The organism is Amycolatopsis sp. (assembly GCF_035276945.1).
In the GTDB taxonomy this organism is placed as follows: domain Bacteria; phylum Actinomycetota; class Actinomycetes; order Mycobacteriales; family Pseudonocardiaceae; genus Amycolatopsis_E.
In genome coordinates this window covers 26,314-42,144 of sequence record NZ_DATELF010000109.1, presented here as the reverse complement: position 1 = coordinate 42,144, position 15,831 = coordinate 26,314, and the positions used below count along the sequence as shown (strand labels likewise).

Annotated in this window: 12 protein-coding genes and 1 pseudogene; 8 read left to right on the top strand and 5 right to left on the bottom strand. The window is 69.5% G+C overall.

Annotation, left to right across the window (positions count from 1 at the left end; all coding sequences use genetic code 11):
* Nucleotides 1–88: 88 nt before the first annotated feature.
* From VJT49_RS19385 to VJT49_RS19375, 3 genes are all read left to right on the top strand, one after another.
* On the top strand, nt 89–250 hold the full coding sequence (locus tag VJT49_RS19385) for a hypothetical protein (RefSeq protein ID WP_324166264.1): 162 nt from the start codon (nt 89–91) through the stop codon (nt 248–250).
* A 100-nt stretch (nt 251–350) separates the two neighbouring features.
* Nucleotides 351–1,940: a glycoside hydrolase family 13 protein gene (locus tag VJT49_RS19380; RefSeq protein WP_324166263.1), complete on the top strand. Its 1,590-nt coding sequence runs from the start codon at nt 351–353 to the stop codon at nt 1,938–1,940.
* Nucleotides 1,941–1,970: 30 nt separating this feature from the next.
* Complete coding sequence (locus VJT49_RS19375) at nt 1,971–3,479, top strand: plasmid pRiA4b ORF-3 family protein (protein ID WP_324166262.1); 1,509 nt, start codon at nt 1,971–1,973, stop codon at nt 3,477–3,479.
* Between the two features lies 1 nt (nt 3,480).
* Here VJT49_RS19375 and VJT49_RS19370 read toward each other — a convergent pair whose 3' ends face one another.
* On the bottom strand, nt 3,481–4,443 hold the full coding sequence (locus tag VJT49_RS19370) for a nucleoside hydrolase (RefSeq protein ID WP_324166261.1): 963 nt from the start codon (nt 4,441–4,443) through the stop codon (nt 3,481–3,483).
* Nucleotides 4,444–4,532: 89 nt separating this feature from the next.
* Here VJT49_RS19370 and VJT49_RS19365 point away from each other — a divergent pair, with 89 nt between their 5' ends.
* Both VJT49_RS19365 and VJT49_RS19360 read left to right on the top strand, forming a co-directional pair.
* Nucleotides 4,533–5,288, top strand: coding sequence for an acyltransferase (locus tag VJT49_RS19365; RefSeq protein WP_324166260.1), 756 nt, complete (start codon nt 4,533–4,535; stop codon nt 5,286–5,288).
* Between the two features lie 122 nt (nt 5,289–5,410).
* Nucleotides 5,411–5,865: pseudogene (locus tag VJT49_RS19360) on the top strand (DUF2332 family protein).
* 413 nt (nt 5,866–6,278) lie between these two features.
* On the opposite strand, the gene VJT49_RS19355 reads toward VJT49_RS19360, so the two are convergent.
* From VJT49_RS19355 to VJT49_RS19345, 3 genes are all read right to left on the bottom strand, one after another.
* Nucleotides 6,279–7,022, bottom strand: coding sequence for a GON domain-containing protein (locus tag VJT49_RS19355; protein WP_324166258.1), 744 nt, complete (start codon nt 7,020–7,022; stop codon nt 6,279–6,281).
* A gap of 228 nt (nt 7,023–7,250) precedes the next feature.
* On the bottom strand, nt 7,251–7,790 hold the full coding sequence (locus tag VJT49_RS19350; RefSeq protein ID WP_324166257.1) for an NADPH-dependent FMN reductase: 540 nt from the start codon (nt 7,788–7,790) through the stop codon (nt 7,251–7,253).
* Between the two features lie 95 nt (nt 7,791–7,885).
* Complete coding sequence (locus tag VJT49_RS19345; protein WP_324166256.1) at nt 7,886–9,310, bottom strand: short-chain fatty acyl-CoA regulator family protein; 1,425 nt, start codon at nt 9,308–9,310, stop codon at nt 7,886–7,888.
* 213 nt (nt 9,311–9,523) lie between these two features.
* Here VJT49_RS19345 and aceA point away from each other — a divergent pair, with 213 nt between their 5' ends.
* Both aceA and aceB read left to right on the top strand, forming a co-directional pair.
* The gene (gene aceA / locus VJT49_RS19340) at nt 9,524–10,804 is read left to right on the top strand and encodes an isocitrate lyase (RefSeq protein WP_324166255.1); all 1,281 of its coding nucleotides are present in this window, start codon (nt 9,524–9,526) and stop codon (nt 10,802–10,804) included.
* A 70-nt stretch (nt 10,805–10,874) separates the two neighbouring features.
* Complete coding sequence (gene aceB / locus VJT49_RS19335; protein ID WP_324166254.1) at nt 10,875–12,518, top strand: malate synthase A; 1,644 nt, start codon at nt 10,875–10,877, stop codon at nt 12,516–12,518.
* 144 nt (nt 12,519–12,662) lie between these two features.
* On the opposite strand, the gene VJT49_RS19330 is transcribed toward aceB, so the two are convergent.
* A complete protein-coding gene (locus VJT49_RS19330) occupies nt 12,663–13,916 on the bottom strand; it encodes a glycosyltransferase family 4 protein (protein ID WP_324166253.1) in 1,254 nt (417 codons plus the stop codon).
* Nucleotides 13,917–14,059: 143 nt separating this feature from the next.
* On the opposite strand from VJT49_RS19330, the gene VJT49_RS19325 reads away from it, so the two are divergent.
* On the top strand, nt 14,060–15,808 hold the full coding sequence (locus tag VJT49_RS19325; protein WP_324166252.1) for a glycoside hydrolase family 2 protein: 1,749 nt from the start codon (nt 14,060–14,062) through the stop codon (nt 15,806–15,808).
* Nucleotides 15,809–15,831: the final 23 nt, after the last annotated feature.

Genomic DNA, 15,831 nt, shown 5'->3' with positions numbered 1-15,831 from the left:
TTGTCGACAAGTCGCGCGAGTGACCGCCCTCTCTCGACCCGCCCGCTCTGAGGTGGTTCAGGGCCTGCGTGCGGGCGGATCCGCCGACGTGAGTGGTCCTGGTCACACCCCTGACCTCCGGGGCAAGGATTTAGGAGTATGTGCACAAATCGGCGTACTCGGCGCCGGGCCGGGCGAGCACTCCTGGCGCGGCTACCAGCGGATCGGCTACGCCCCGGCAAGCAAGCGGCTCTACAACGCGCTCGGCTGAATGGTTGAAAGCGTTTTCGAGGAAGTGCTTGTGGGTGGTGTCGCCCTCGGCCCGCGGGCATCCTGGGGCTGGCGCCGACCGAGTCCTGAGGGGAAGCCTTTTGAAGAGCAGCGAGAGCACCGGCTGGTGGCGCGCCGCCGTCGTCTACCAGATCTACATCCGCAGCTTCGCCGACGGAAACGGCGACGGGGTCGGCGACCTCGCCGGCGCCCGGAGCCGGCTGGACTACCTCGCGGGCCTCGGCGTGGACGCCGTCTGGATCACTCCGTTCTATCCCTCACCGATGGCCGACGGCGGCTACGACGTCGCGGACTACCGTGACGTGGACCCGCTGTTCGGTGATCTCGGCGAGTTCCGCGCGCTGCTCGGCGAGGCACACGCGCTCGGCCTGCGGGTGATCGTGGACCTGGTGCCCAACCACACCTCCTCGAAGCACCCGTGGTTCTCCGACGCCCTGGCCGGCAAGCCCGAGGCCCGGGCCCGGTACTTCTTCCGGAACGGGACCGGCGACCGCCCGCCCAACGACTGGGAGTCGGTGTTCGGCGGCCCCGCCTGGACCCGCACCGGCGATGACGGTGAGTGGTACCTGCACCTGTTCGCCCCGGAACAGCCCGACCTGAACTGGGAGAACCCGGAGGTCCGCGCCGAGTTCGAGGACATCCTGCGGTTCTGGCTCGACCTCGGCGTCGACGGCCTCCGCATCGACGTGGCGCACGGGCTGATCAAGGCCGGTGGCCTGCCCGACGCCGGGCCGGGCCAGCGGCGCGGGCACGCCGGGCTGGCCGAGCTGCCCTATTTCGACCAGGACGGCGTGCACGAGATCTACCGCAGGTGGCGCAAGATCCTCGATTCCTACCCCGGCGAGCGGATCGGGGTCGCCGAGTCGTGGGCGCCCAGCCCGGAACGGCTCGCGCGCTACCTCCGGGCCGACGAACTGCACCAGGCGTTCAACTTTCACTACGTGAAGGCGCGGTGGGACGCCGCTCAGTTCCGTCGGGCCATCTCGGAGTCCCTGGACGCGGCGAACCGGGTGAACGCGCCGAGCACCTGGGTACTGTCCAATCACGACATCGTGCGCCACGCGACCAGGCTCGGCAGCGTGCGGCGGGCGCGGGCGGCCTCGTTGCTGACCTTCGCGTTGCCCGGGGTCACCTACGTCTACCAGGGCGAGGAACTGGGCCTGCCCGAGGTCACCGATCTGCCCGACGAGGTGCTCGCCGATCCGCAGTGGGAGCGCTCCGGGCACACCGACCGCGGCCGGGACGGCTGCCGGGTGCCGATCCCGTGGTCGGGCACCGCGGCGCCGTTCGGCTTCTCCACCACGAGTTCGTGGCTCCCGCAGCCGGATTCGTGGGCCGAACTGACCCCGGCCGCGCAGGAAGGCGACGAGAATTCGACGCTTTCCTTGTACCGCAAGGCGATCCGCTTGCGCCGGGAGATCGGTGGTGAGTTCGGGTGGCTCGACGCGCCCGAGGGTGTGCTGAGTTTCCGGCGCGGCTCCGATTTCGTGTGCACGGTGAACTTCACGGACTCCGAAGTCAGCCTGGACCGGCCGGGCGAACTGTTGGTGAGCAGCGCACCGGCAGCGGCGGAGACAACGGCTGGGGTGACAGCTGGGGTGGCAGCTGGGGTGGCAGCTGGGGTGGCACTGCCCGCCGACTGTGCGGCGTGGTGGAAGGTGCGCGGCTGACCACAGGCGGTCAGGGCTACAGTCCTCCGGGTGACTTCCGAGCTGTCCACTTTGGCAAGTCATGCCCTCTCGCCCGCCGTGAAGCTCACCGCGTGGGTGGGCAGCGGCAGGCCCGTCACGGCGAAGGGTGTGCTGCGTCCGGCCGACCTGCCCGCCGCGGCGGCGGCGCTGGGCGTGCAGGCCCCGGCGAAGGTGCGGACCGCGGCCGACGTGCCACCGATCCACTGGCCGTGGGTGGCGGCCGAAGCGGCCGGGCTCATCGAGGTCGGTACCGCGAGGGCCGTCGCGCGCAAGGCCGACGGTGACCCACCGCAGCTGTGGCTCAAGGGGCTCGACGCCGTGCTGCGCACCGAATCGCAGGACGCGAACCGCCATGGGGCGCCTACGTTGTGCCGCGCGATCCTCACCGTGCTCGCCAATGGTCACGAGGCCGGCGAAGAGGCCGTGTCGGACATCCTCGACGGTTACGACGCCGACGACGCCTCAGCCGCGGAAAAGGCGTTCCGGCAGGGTGAGGGCCTTGCCGTGGAAGCGGCCGTCGCGCTGCTGTCCACGTTCGGCGCGATCGAACAGGGGCGGCTGACCGATCTGGGTCGCTGGGCCCGCGAACAGTTCGACGCCCGCGCGCCCGAGGCCGTGACTTCTGATCTGCCGGTCGCCGATCTGCTGGCCCGGCTCGCCCCGTTGCCCGAGGAAGAGGCCTGGCGGCAGGCGCTGCGGTGGTTCGGCACGCGCCGCCCGGTGGACGGGGCCGCGCGGATGCTGCACGCCGCGGAGTTCGCCGCGCCGGTCGAGCGGGTGGCCGCGGTCGACGTGGTGGCGGGCTTCGCGGACGAGGTGCTCCCGGCCTGGCGAAGCGCGTTGCGGTACAGGAACCTGCGGGCGCACGCGCTGGCCGCGCTGGCCGACTGGGACGAGGGCCCCGGCATCGACGAGACACAGCGCCGCTGGCTGGTCACCGAGTATGCGCTTTCCACGCGGGCACGCCGGGGCGTCGAGGACGCCTACCACTATGTGCGGGACCGCGGCGGTCTGGATGTCGTGGCCGCCACTGACCATCCCGGGGCCGGTGAGCTGCACGAGGCCCTGCGCCGGTTCGCCGCGTCCGCGCGGATCCGCGTGCACCAGCTCAAGCTCACCCGGCCACCGCTGTGGTGGCGGGTTCAGGTGCCCGCCTGCGTCACCCTCGGCGTGCTGCACGAGATCGTCCAGGTGATCATGATCAGTCGGGCCCCCGGAAAGCACGGCCGGGACGGCGAGCAGGTGCACGCGTTCGACGTCGGCGGCCTGCGGTATTCGGATCCGTTCCACGGCCTGGCCGGGCATCGGGACGAGCACGAGATCCGGCTGTCCACAGCGTTCCCACGGCCGGGCAGGAGCCTCAAATACCGTTACGGGGCCGAGGAATGCCAGATCGCCTGCGAGCGCATTCTCGATCCCGGCGTCGGCATGACCTACCCGCGCTGCGTCGCTCTTGGAGAAGGCGACCGGGATCGGCTCAGCCGCGACCTGGCTGGGCTGGCGATCCCTCAGCCGTGATTCACGGACGGGAAAGCCGGCCGAGCACGAAGCCCCGCAGCCCGTCGAGATCGGTGTCGACGGCGACCTCGATCGTCGAGGGTGTCACGTCGCCCTCGCCTTCGTCGCGCGCACCTTCAGGGCGCAGGTCGACCAGGGTCGCGCCGCGGCCCGGTCCCAGCGTGCAGTCGATCTCGACCGGATAGGACTCCGTGCGCAGGATTCCGGGGCTGATCGCCTCGGCCACCGCGACCGCGTCGTGCATGGCTATCCCGTCCCAGCCCAGCACCTTCCGGTAGGAGGCGAGGTAGTCGGGGGTCAGGGCGTTCAGGGCGGTACCGATCGGCCCGGCGGCGGCGAGCTTGCCCAGCCAGGCGGAATCCACCGCGCAGCGCAGTGTCAGGTTCAGCGGCACGAGGACGCAGGGCACGTTTTCCTCGACCAGCACCCGCCTGGCCGCTTCGGGGTCGCTCCAGATGTTGAACTCGGCCACCGCGGTGATGTTGCCGCCGCCGAGCCCGCCACCCATGACCACGATCCTGGCGATCTTGTCGCGGACCCGCGGATGCGCGGCGAGCAGCAGCGCGATATTGGTCAGCGGGCCGATCGGGGCGATGGTGACGGGCTCGTCGGCGGCCTCGAGCAGGGAGACGAGCAGGCTCACCGCACCCGCCGGGTCGGGCTCACGGCCGGCTTCGGGCAGCGCGGCGGACCGGCCGGACAGGCCGTCGGATCCGTGGATGTGGGCCGCTCGGCGACGTTGCGGGTGCACCAGCGGCCGGTCGGCACCCGCCGCGACCGGCACGTCCGGGCGGCCGCACAGGGCGAGCACACGGAGCGCGTTGCGAGTGGTGCTCTCCAGCGGCACGTTGCCGAACACCGTGGTCACCCCCAGCAGGTCCACGTCCTCGCTCAACGCCGCCAGCGCGATCGCGAACGCGTCGTCCACACCCGGGTCGGTGTCGATGATCAGCTTGGTGCCCACTCGGCCGTTTCCCTTCTCTGGTCTACCCCACCCGGCGCCCACCTCCACCCTCAACGGAGACGCGTCGCGCCGCGGCTAATCTCGATGCTATGACATCGATGTGGGGAGCGCCGGTGATTTCCCGCGCCCACGCCTGGTGGCAGGCCCGCCGCGATCCGAGGCAGGCCCGGTTCCTGACCGGGGACTCGCTGCGCTGGGCCCTTCGCAACCGTGCCTACACGCCCTGGTACCTCGTGCGGTACTGGCGGCTGCTGAAGTTCCGGCTGGCCAACCCGCACATCATCCTGCGGGGCATGGTGTTCCTCGGCAAGAACGTGGAGATCCACTGCCGCCCCGGTTACGGGCGGATGGAGATCGGCCGCTGGGTGCACATCGGCGACGGCAACGCCATTCGCTGCCACGAGGGCTCGCTGAGGATCGGCGACAAGGCCGTCTTCGGCAGGCAGAACGTGATCAACGGCTACCTCGACATCGAGCTCGGCGCGGCCACGCTGGTCGCCGACTGGGTCTACATCTGCGACTTCGACCACGTCACCACGGACATCAACCTGCCCATCAAGGACCAGGGGATCGTGAAGTCGCCGGTGCGGATCGGGCCGGACACCTGGATCGGCACGAAGGTGTCGGTGCTGCGCGGCACCCGCATCGGTCGCGGCTGCGTGCTGGGCGCGCACGCGGTGGTGCGCGGCGACATCCCGGACTACGCCATCGCCGTCGGCTCCCCGGCCCGCGTGGTGCGGGACCGCCGCGCCGACTACGAGGCCGACGCCGAACGCCGCGAAGCCATCAAGGACATGGCCCGCAAAGCCGACGAGGCGCTCCAGAAAACCCTCGAAGAAGCCTGACCGATGGCTGGCGAAACCACCGGGCGGATCGCACGGATCTCCCGTGGGTTCGCCGAAGGGGAGGCCAAGGGGTACTCGCCGTGTACGTGGAGATTTCCGCGCAAGTTGCCGACGACCCGCGGATGATCGGCTTTCTCGCCGGACTTCCGCCGCCGCAACGGCAGCCGAACCTGTTCTTCGGCGCCGTTGGCTACCCGTGCGGCCCGGTCCGGGGCTGGTCCACTTTCCAAACCGCTTTCGCCGAGCGCGAAAACGAAATCCGCGAGGTGATGGCGGAACGCGGCACGCGGACCAACGAACCGGCGCGCTGTGCGACCCTTCTCCCCGCTCTCGCCGCGCTGCGGGGCCGCTCGCGCTCCTCGAAGTCGGTGCCTCGGCGGGCCTGTGCCTGCCGCCGGACCGCTACGACTACGACTACGACTACGGCGAGCGTGTTCTTCCCGGAACGCCGGTGTTTCCGTGCCGGGTCGACACCGCCACCCCGTTGCCGGAGCGGGTACCCGAGATCGTCTGGCGGGCGGGACTCGACCTCAACCCGCTCGATGTGACCGACGAGGAAGGATCGCGCGTGGTTTGAACGCGCTCATCTGGCCCAGACCAGGAGGACCGGCGCCACCGGCTGTGGGCGGCCATCGAGGTCGCCGTAGCCGATCCTCCCCTTGACTTCCCGGCGCGCCCGCCAGTGGCCGGGCCTCGTTCAGCCGCACGCAGGCGCCGTCGTACTTCCGCGTGGCGCCGCCTTCGTCGTCGAGCACCCATTGGCAGGCCGGGCGGACGTCGCGGGTCACCTTACGCAGGTCTTCCGGATCGCGGGCGAACAAAGTCGGGATTTTCCGCATGGTCCTCCTTTTCCGGGTCCCGATCGTTGTCACCGCCCGCGCACTGATTTTCGAAAGTTGGCTCGCCTCAGGGTCCTGAGCACGAAGTGTGGCCGTCGCCGGGCAGACGACGGCCACACTTCGGGAAACGGAAACGGAAACGGGAAAGAAATCAGGCGGCGTTCACGCAGAAGGGACGCTGCGGGGTGGCGGGCGCGGTCGGCGCGCAGGCCAGCTTCAAATGGTAGTTACCGGGGCTCGGATTGAACGGGTTGTACATCGCCGGGGCCGGTGTGACCCAGCCGCAGTAACCGCCGCCCCGCAGATTGATTACCTGGTTGTCCGGGCTGACGGTGGCGGATCCGGTGGCCGCGAAACCGCCGACCACGAAAGCGTTGGCGACCTGGTACGGGGTGTTCCGCAGGTCGATGTTCCCGGCGCCGGCGGCATTGTTCGGACCGACGCAGGACATCGCCACGCCGTAGGGCATGCCGGTCACCGTTTGACCGCCGTGCAGCAGCGACCCGGTGGATGATGCGAAGGTCAGGTCTCCGATGTCCACGGTCAGCGTGGCCGGGTCGACGCGCAGCTTCGTGAAGGTCGTGCGCACGTCCGTGCCCGGTGCCGCCCCGCCCGCGGTGTATTGGGAGAAGTTCGTGTTCGGCCCGGTGCCGGTCAGGTCGATGTATTCGCGGGGCGTTCCGGCCATGTCGTGGCAGTACACCGTGAAGACCCGGCCGCTGTTGGACAGTACGTATTCGCCGTCCGGGGCGCGCAGAATATGGGTGCGGACGTCCTGGCAACTGGTGAACAGCCAGGTCACCGGATCGGCGTGGGCGGGTAGCGCGCCCAGGGCCAGCAACGAGGCGAGCAGGGCCAGCAGAAAAGCGGATCTGCCGGAACCACGTCTTTTCATGAGACTCCAATCGGCGTTGAATGAAATCTGGTGATTCACCCGTCGTGAATCATTCCAGCAGTCGGAGCCTAGCAGCTTCAATTCCGGCGGGTAGTCGCGTGAATACGGAACCAAACAATTGGATCACCACGACCCGATCGGGGTGTCGACGAAGAGCGGAACGGTCACCCGGACGACCCGGCGTGGCCGGCTGAATGGCCCGATTCGGTGACGCGCGATTCGCCCGTCTCAGCGGTGCGAGGCCAGCGCGGTCACCGCGGCCGCGATTCGTTCCCGGGTCCGCTCGTCGTGGACGAGTCCGTCTTCGCCGAGGAGATCGCGCCCGACCGGAATGTGCACACAGGCCTGCTCGACCAGGTCGACGTTGAGATAGCCCAGCACGATCCGCAGCGATTCGTGGGCGTGCTTCGCGCCGGTGAGTGAGGAGGACGCGTTGATCCAGGCGACCGGCTTGTGGTACATCGCTTCCGCGCCCACCGTCCAGTCGAGCAGGTTCTTGAACGAGCCCGGCAGTGCCCCGGCGTATTCCGGCGTGCAGAACAGCAGCGCGCCGGCCTCCTTGATCCGGCCACGGAGGTCGGCGACCGCCGGGTGCAGGGGTTCGCGGTCGTCGTCGGGATTGAAGTGCGGGAGGCCGGAGAGGCCGTCGTAACCGTCGACCACCACCGGCTCCGGGGCCACCGCCGCCACCGTGCGCAGCACCGCCGCGTTCGTCGACCCGGCGCGGGTGCTCCCACAGATGGTGAGCAGCGGGAAGGTGGTCGTCACAGTGTCACCCTATCTCTCCCGCCACCCTATCTCTCCTGTCACCCTATCTCTCCTGTCACCCTGTCTCTCCCGCCACCACCCTCGACAGCGCTGTCCTAACTCTTGGGCACCGCCGGGTACGGAACGAAGGTGCTGGTGTTCTCGTCCACCGTGAGTTGCTTGCCGATGGTCGGGAAAGCGCGCTGCGGGCAGGCCGGGCGTTCGCACACCTTGCAGCCCATGCCGATCGGCGTCGCCGCGTCGCGGTCGTCAAGGTCCAGGCCGGTCGAGTAGACCAGCCGGCGCGCGTGCCGCAACTCGCAGCCGAGCCCGACACTGAACATCTTGCCGGGACTGCCGTGGCCGCCGATGTTGCGGGACACCGTTCGCGCCACCCAGAAGTAGCTCTTGCCGTCCGGCAGGGTCGCGATCTGCGTGACGATCTTGCCGGGGGCGGTGAACGCCTCGTAGATGTTCCACAGTGGACAGGCACCGCCCACCCGGGAGAAGTGGAACCCGGCCGCCGACTGCCGTTTCGACATGTTCCCCGCCCGGTCGACGCGCACGAAGGAGAACGGCACCCCGCGCATCTTCGGCCGCTGCAACGTGGACAGCCGGTGGCAGACCGTTTCGAACCCGACGCCGAAGTGGTCGCACAGCCGCTCGATGTCGTACCGGTGCCGCTCGGCCGCGGACAGGAAGGCGCCGTAGGGCAGGATCAGCGCGCCCGCGAAGTAGTTGGCCAGGCCGACCCGGCCCAGCGAGCGTGCGGCGGGACCGGAGAAGGCCCATGAGTCGGCCAGGTCGGTGATCAGGTCGTCGTACTCCAGCAGCGCGATCTGGGAGGCCATGCGAAACGCCCGCTGCCCGATCCGCAGGCTGGGCGCGAGCCGCAGGACGCGGGCGGCAGGCTCGTACCGGTGCTGCTCGCCGCCGGCCTCGTCGATGCCCTCGCTGGTGACCCGCACGCCGTAGCGTTCGGCCAGGCGGTCCTGGAGCGCGCCGTGCACCTCGCCGCGCTGGAGTCCCATGTCCGAGGCCATCCGCTCGGCGCGTTCGTCCAGTTCGACGACGTAGTTCTCGCGGTCGTAGAAGAAGTCCCGCACCTCTTCGTGGGGCAGGGAAGCGGCGGCGCTGCCGTGCAGCCCCGTGCCGTTCTCGGTGACGAGCGCGGCGGTGGTCTCGACCGCGTTGCGGTAGCTACGGTGCAGCCGGACCAGCGCCTGCGCGATCGTGGGCAGGTTGGTGGCCAGGTCGTTGAGCTCGCCGCGGGTCGCCTCCACCCCGAGCACCTCGTCCATCAGCGCCTCCCGGACGTCGGCGACCAGGCGCGAGGTGTCGTTGTTGGCGAAGAACTTGGTGTCGACGCCGAAGGCTTCGGTGATCCGCAGCAGGACGGGCACGGTCAGCGGGCGCGAATTGTGCTCGATCTGGTTGAGATAACTGGGGGAAATCTCCAGCAGGCGCGCCAGGTCCGCCTGGCTCATCCCGCGGCTTTCCCGCAGATGCCTCAGTTTCGCGCCGGCGAATGTCTTGTCCATCGCGGTTTCCTCCGAAGGTTTTCCGGGCCTTACCGATCAAGAAACCGGTTCAGCTCCGGCGTTGTGAACCGGTTCGTTCGCAACGTTCGCAACATGCTACGAAAAATTTGCAAAACTTGGCAAATTGGAGCGCTGGCCACTGTTCCCCAGGTCATGTCATGGTCAAACCAGCAAGCGACCGTACGCAACCTTCGCAAAGGTGGAGAAGTACTCATGGCAGAGCAGTTCGAGCAGGCCGCCGCGGAGCTGGCCGAGCGGTGGGAGACCGACCTTCGGTGGCAGGGTGTCAAGCGGTCCTACGGCGCGGCCGACGTGATCAAGCTGCGCGGCAGCGTGGTCGAGGAGCACACGCTGGCCCGCCGGGGCGCCGAGAAGCTGTGGCACCTCCTGCACACCGAGGACTACATCCACGCGCTCGGCGCGCTCACCGGCAACCAGGCCGTCCAGCAGGTCCGGGCCGGGCTCAGGGCGATCTACCTGTCCGGCTGGCAGGTCGCGGCGGACGCGAACCTGGCCGGGCAGACCTACCCGGACCAAAGCCTGTACCCGGCCAACTCGGTGCCGGCGGTGGTCCGCCGGATCAACAACGCGCTGGGCCGCGCCGACCAGATCAACTGGGCCGAGGGCAACACCGACATCGACTTCTACGCCCCGATCGTCGCCGACGCCGAGGCGGGCTTCGGCGGTCCGCTCAACGCGTTCGAGCTGATGAAGGGCATGATCGCGGCCGGTGCCGCGGGCGTGCACTGGGAGGACCAGCTCGCGTCCGAGAAGAAGTGCGGTCACCTCGGCGGCAAGGTGCTCATCCCGACCAAGCAGCACGAGCGCACGCTGAACGCCGCCCGGCTGGCCGCCGACGTGCTCGACGTGCCGTCGATCGTCATCGCCCGCACCGACGCCCAGGCGGCCACGCTGATCACCAGCGACGTCGACGAGCGCGACCAGAAGTACCTCACCGGCGAGCGCACCTCGGAGGGTTTTTACAAGGTGCGTAACGGCATCGAGCCGTGTATCGACCGCGGCCTCGCCTACGCCGAGTATGCGGACCTGCTGTGGATGGAGACCTCCACGCCCGACCTGGAGGTCGCCCGGAAGTTCGCCGAGGCGATCAAGGCGAAGTACCCGGACCAGCTGCTGGCCTACAACTGCTCGCCGTCGTTCAACTGGCGGAAGCACCTGGACGACGCGACCATCGCGAAGTTCCAGCGCGAACTGGGCCACATGGGCTACAAGTTCCAGTTCATCACGCTGGCGGGGTTCCACGCCCTGAACTACTCGATGTTCGACCTGGCGCACGGCTACGCCCGCGAGGGCATGACCGCCTACGTGGACCTGCAGGAGCGCGAGTTCGGTGCGGAGGAGCGTGGCTACACCGCGACCAAGCACCAGCGCGAGGTCGGCACCGGCTGGTTCGACCTGGTCTCGACCGCGCTGAACCCGGAGAGCTCCACCACCGCGCTCAAGGGCTCCACCGAAGAAGACCAGTTCCACTGAGTCCACTCATGACTCCGCGCCTCCCGGCCAACGGCGTCCGGGAGGCGCCCACCCTCGCGGAAGGCTTGTCATGTCAGCAAGGTTCACGTCCCGGATCCAGGTCACCGGTCCGCTCAAGGACCGGTTCGGCGAGATCCTCACCCCGGCCGCGCTGAACTTCGTCGCGCGCCTGGACAACGAGTTCGCCGGCCGCCGCCGCGAACTGCTCGACGCGCGCCGCCTGCGTCGCGAGAAGCTGGCCTCGGGCGAGGAAACCCTCGACTTCCGGCCGGAGACCCGGTGGCTCCGCAACGACCCGACCTGGCAGGTCGCCCCGCCCGCGCCCGGCCTGGAGGACCGCCGGGTGGAGATCACCGGGCCCACCGGCCGAAAAGTGACCGTCAACGCGCTCAACTCCGGGGCGCGCGTCTGGCTGGCCGACTTCGAGGACGCCACCTCGCCCACCTGGGACAACGTGATCGGCGGGCAGCTCAACCTGTTCGACGCGATCCGGCGCGCCATCGACTTCACCGCCGGCGGAAAGCGTTACGCGATCGGGGACAGCCCCGCCACCATCGTCGCCCGCCCGCGTGGCTGGCACCTGGTCGAGAAGCACCTGCGCATCGACGGCCGCCCGGTTTCGGCCGGCCTGGTGGACTTCGGACTGTACTTCTTCCACAACGCCCGCCAGTTGCTCGCGCGGGGGAGCGGGCCGTACTTTTACCTGCCCAAGCTGGAAAGCCACGAAGAAGCCCGGCTGTGGAACGACGTCTTCCTGCTGGCGCAACGGGAACTCGGCATCCCACGCGGCACCATCCGGGCCACCGTGCTGATCGAGACGATCACCGCGGCCTTCGAAATGGAGGAAATCCTCTACGAGCTGCGTGAGCACGCGGCGGGTCTCAACGCGGGACGGTGGGACTACATCTTCAGCATCATCAAGACCTTCGGTTCCCTCGGCGCGGACTACGTGCTGCCCGACCGCGCCCAGGTCACGATGACCGTGCCGTTCATGCGCGCCTACACCGAACTGCTGGTGAGCACCTGCCACAAACGCGGCGCGCACGCGATCGGCGGGATGGCCGCCTTCATTCCCGGCAAGGACCCGGGGATCCCGGAGATCCCGGAGATCCCGGACATCCCGGAGATCACTGTTACCGCGCTGGAGAAGGTGCGCCAGGACAAGGAACGCGAGGCGGGCGACGGATTCGACGGTTCCTGGGTGGCGCATCCGGGACTGGTGCCGGTGTGCGACGAGGTTTTCACCAGCGTGCTCGGCGGCTGGCCGAACCAGCTCGGCCGGCTGCGTGAGGACGTCTCGGTGACCGCCGAGGACCTGCTGAACGTGGCGAGCGCGGGCGGCGACGTCACCGAGCAGGGCCTGCGCGCCAACATCAACGTGGCACTGCGCTATGTGGACTCCTGGCTGCGGGGCACCGGCGCGGCGGCGATCTCCAACCTGATGGAGGACGCGGCCACCGCGGAGATCGCCCGCTGCCAGGTGTGGCAGTGGATCCGCAACGGCACCAAGCTCGCCGACGGCACCGCGATCACCACGGAACTGGTGCGCGGCTTCCTGAACGAGGAACTGGCCTCCGTCAGCGTCGAACTGGGCGAGGGCGACCGGCTACGACTCGACGACGCACGGGCGATCTTCGAGGAGACCGCGCTCGGCGAGAAGCTGCCGAGCTTTCTCACCACCGGTGCCTACGCGCGGTACCTGACCGAACTGTAGGCAGGTGAAGACCCCGATCCGCGGCGACACAAAACCCCGATTTTCCTTACCTGACCGGGAAAATCGGCTCCGCGCCCCACCTGTGGCCGGACGGGCGCGGGCACCGGGCCCGGCGGGAACACCCTCCCCGCCGGGCCCGGTTTTTCACGGCTCGAAGGTGTTACCGGTGGGGATCTTCGGGCGACCGAACTCGGTCTGCTCGGCGGTCTTGGCGCGGCGGTAGACCTCGGCGGTGGCGGCCGCGATCTGGGCCCAGTCGAAGTCGACGGCGAGGCGGGACCGCGCGGTGCGGGCGCGGCGGGCGGCGGCGCGGCGGTTTCGGAGCACGGTGTCCACGGCCACGGTCAGCGCCGGGACATCGCCGGGAGTGAAGGCGAGGCCGGTCACCCCGTCGATCACGACTTCGCCGAGCCCACCCGCGGTGGAGGCGATCAGCGGCGCCTGCGCGGCCGCGGCCTCCAGCGCGACGATGCCGAACGGCTCGTACCGGCTGGGCAGCACGACTGAGTCGGCCGCGGCCAGCACGGCCCGCAACTCCCGGTCGGACAGGTGCCCGGCGAAGGAGACCGCACGCCGGATCCGCAGCTTGCGAGCCTGCTTGATCAGTTCGTCGCGGTGGCGTCCCTGGCCCGCGACGACCAGGCGGGTGCCCGGGTGCGCGCGCCGGATCCCGGGGAGCGCGGCGAGCAGGTCCTGCACTCCCTTTTCCCATTCCAGGCGGCCGAAATACAGCAGCAGCGGCTCGCCGGCCTGAGCATAGGTCCGGCGCGCGGTCTCGACCTCGTCCGCCGGGACCCGCCAGCCGCGTTCCTCTATCCCGTTGTGGATCACCGTGATGTCGCCGGCCGGGAGGTCGAACAGGCGCGCCACCTCCGTGCGCATGGCCTGCGAACAGGTGATCAGCTCGTCGGCGCGGTTGGCCAGCCACCACTCGACCGAGTGCACCTGCTGGTTCAGTGGGTGCGACAGCCATCCCGAGTGGCGGCCGGCTTCCGTGGCGTGAATAGTCCCGACCAGAGGCGTCCGGGCGGTTTCGGCCAAGGCGATGGAGGGATGCGTGACCAGCCAGTCGTGCGCGTGCACGACCTCGGGCTGCCAGCCGCGGAACAGCTCAAGCCCGGCGCGGACCATGGCATGACCCATCGCCAGGGTCCAGGGGATGAGATCCTGCTCGAACGTCACGTGCATCGGATCCTCGGCGACCCGGACGATCCGCACGCCGTCCACGATCCGGTCGGACTTCGGATGCGTGCTGGCGTCCGTCCCGGCGGCGTGCCGGCACAGCACGACGACTTCGTGCCCGTCCCTGGCCAGGTGCCGGGCCAGGGCGTGCACGTGGCGGGCGAGCCCGCCGACGACGACCGGCGGGTACTCCCAGGACAACATCAGCACGCGCATGACGGAAGGTTACTCACCGGTCAGCAAGGACCAGAACCACCCGAACCGCCCGGTACCCAAGTGAGATTGGTCACGTGATCTCGAAGTGGGGCGGGCTCTTGCGGACGACGGCGCTTGCGGTAGCCGTTATCGTCGGTTTCGTTATGTCGCTGGTGGAACCTTCCCAAGCGGGCGCGGCCGGCTGGTCGCCCAAGACGGCGCCGCTGAGCACGCCGTGGACGAGCAGCGTGGGCCCGGACAACGCGTTGCCCGAGTACCCACGTCCTCAGCTTGTCCGGTCGGCCTGGCAGAACCTCAACGGCCTGTGGCGTTACAACGACTCCGAGCAGATCCTCGTGCCGTACCCGCCCGAGTCGGCGCTGTCGGGAATTCAGCGGCACGACGACGTGATGACCTACCGGCGCGCGTTCACCGTGCCGCCGGACTGGCACGGGCAGCGGGTGCTGGTGCACTTCGGCGCGGTGGACCAGATCGCGACGGTCCGGGTGAACGGCCGGGAGGTCGCCACGCACGAAGGCGGCTTCACCGCGTTCAGCGCCGACATCACCGACGCGCTGCGGCCGGACGGTGAGCAGGAAATCGTGGTGCGGGCCGAGGACCGCGACGAGGCGGCGCCGTTCCCGGTCGGCAAGCAGCGGAGGGCGCCGGGCGGCATCCTGTACACGGGCTCGTCCGGCATCTGGCAGACGGTGTGGCTGGAGCCGGTGCCCACGGCGCACATCGAAAAGCTCGCCATCACCGGAGATCTCAGCGGTTTCACCGTGACGCCAAGGGTTTCCGGCGTGACCGGGCAGCACGCGGAGGTCGTGGTCCGGTCCGCGGACGGGCGCGAGGCGGCCAAGGCGAGTGGCCCGCCGGGCAGCCCGCTGCGGCTGGAGGTGGCTCAACCACAGCTGTGGACGCCGGAGGACCCCTATCTCTATGACATCGTCGTGCGGCTGACCGAGCCCGGCGGCGAGGTGGTCGACGAGGTGCGCGGCTACGGCGGGCTGCGCACGATCGGGCTGGTCGCCGACGCGCGCGGCCGCCCGCGGATCGCGCTCAACGGCCGGATCACCTTTCTGCACGGTCCGTTGGACCAGGGGTTCTGGCCGGACGGCGGGCACACCGCCCCGACCGACGCGGCGCTGCGGTACGACCTGGACAAGACCAGGGAACTGGGCTTCAACTTCGTCCGCAAGCACGTCAAGATCGAACCGGCGCGCTGGTACTACTGGGCGGACCGGCTGGGCCTGCTGGTGTTCCAGGACATGCCGTCGCTGCCGATCGACCTCTCCGCCCCGGTCGCGCCACAGCCACCACCGCCCGCCGCGGCGCGGGCGCACTTCGAGAACGAGTTGCGGGCGATGATCGACCAGTTGGGCGGCAGCCCGTCGATCATCGGCTGGGTGCCGTTCAACGAGGGCTGGGGCGAGTACGACACCGCGCGCATCGCCGAGGTGGTCAAGACCGCCGACCCGGCCCGGCTTGTCACCGCGGCCAGCGGCGTCAACTGTTGCTACTCGCATCCCGACTCCGGTGCGGGCGACATCTACGACGACCACACCTATGTCGGCCCAGGGCGGCCGGCGGTGCGCGACGGTCGGGCCACTGTGGACGGTGAGTACGGCGGTTTCGGGCTGGTCGTGCCCGGGCACGTCTGGCCGGGCGAGCCGGTCGCGTACGAGATGACCACGAGCCCGGCGCAACTGACGCAACGGTATGTCTCGCTCAGCGAGGACTTGGCGGAGCTGGTGCCCGACCTCGGCCTCTCCGGCGCGATCTACACCCAGATCACCGACGTGGAGAACGAGGTCAACGGCTTCCTGACCTACGACCGCCGGCTGATGAAGCCGGACGTCGCCGTCGTCGCCGCCCACAACCGCGCCGTCATCGCCGCCGCCGGTTCCTAGCTTCGTTCGCGCACGCGAGTCGG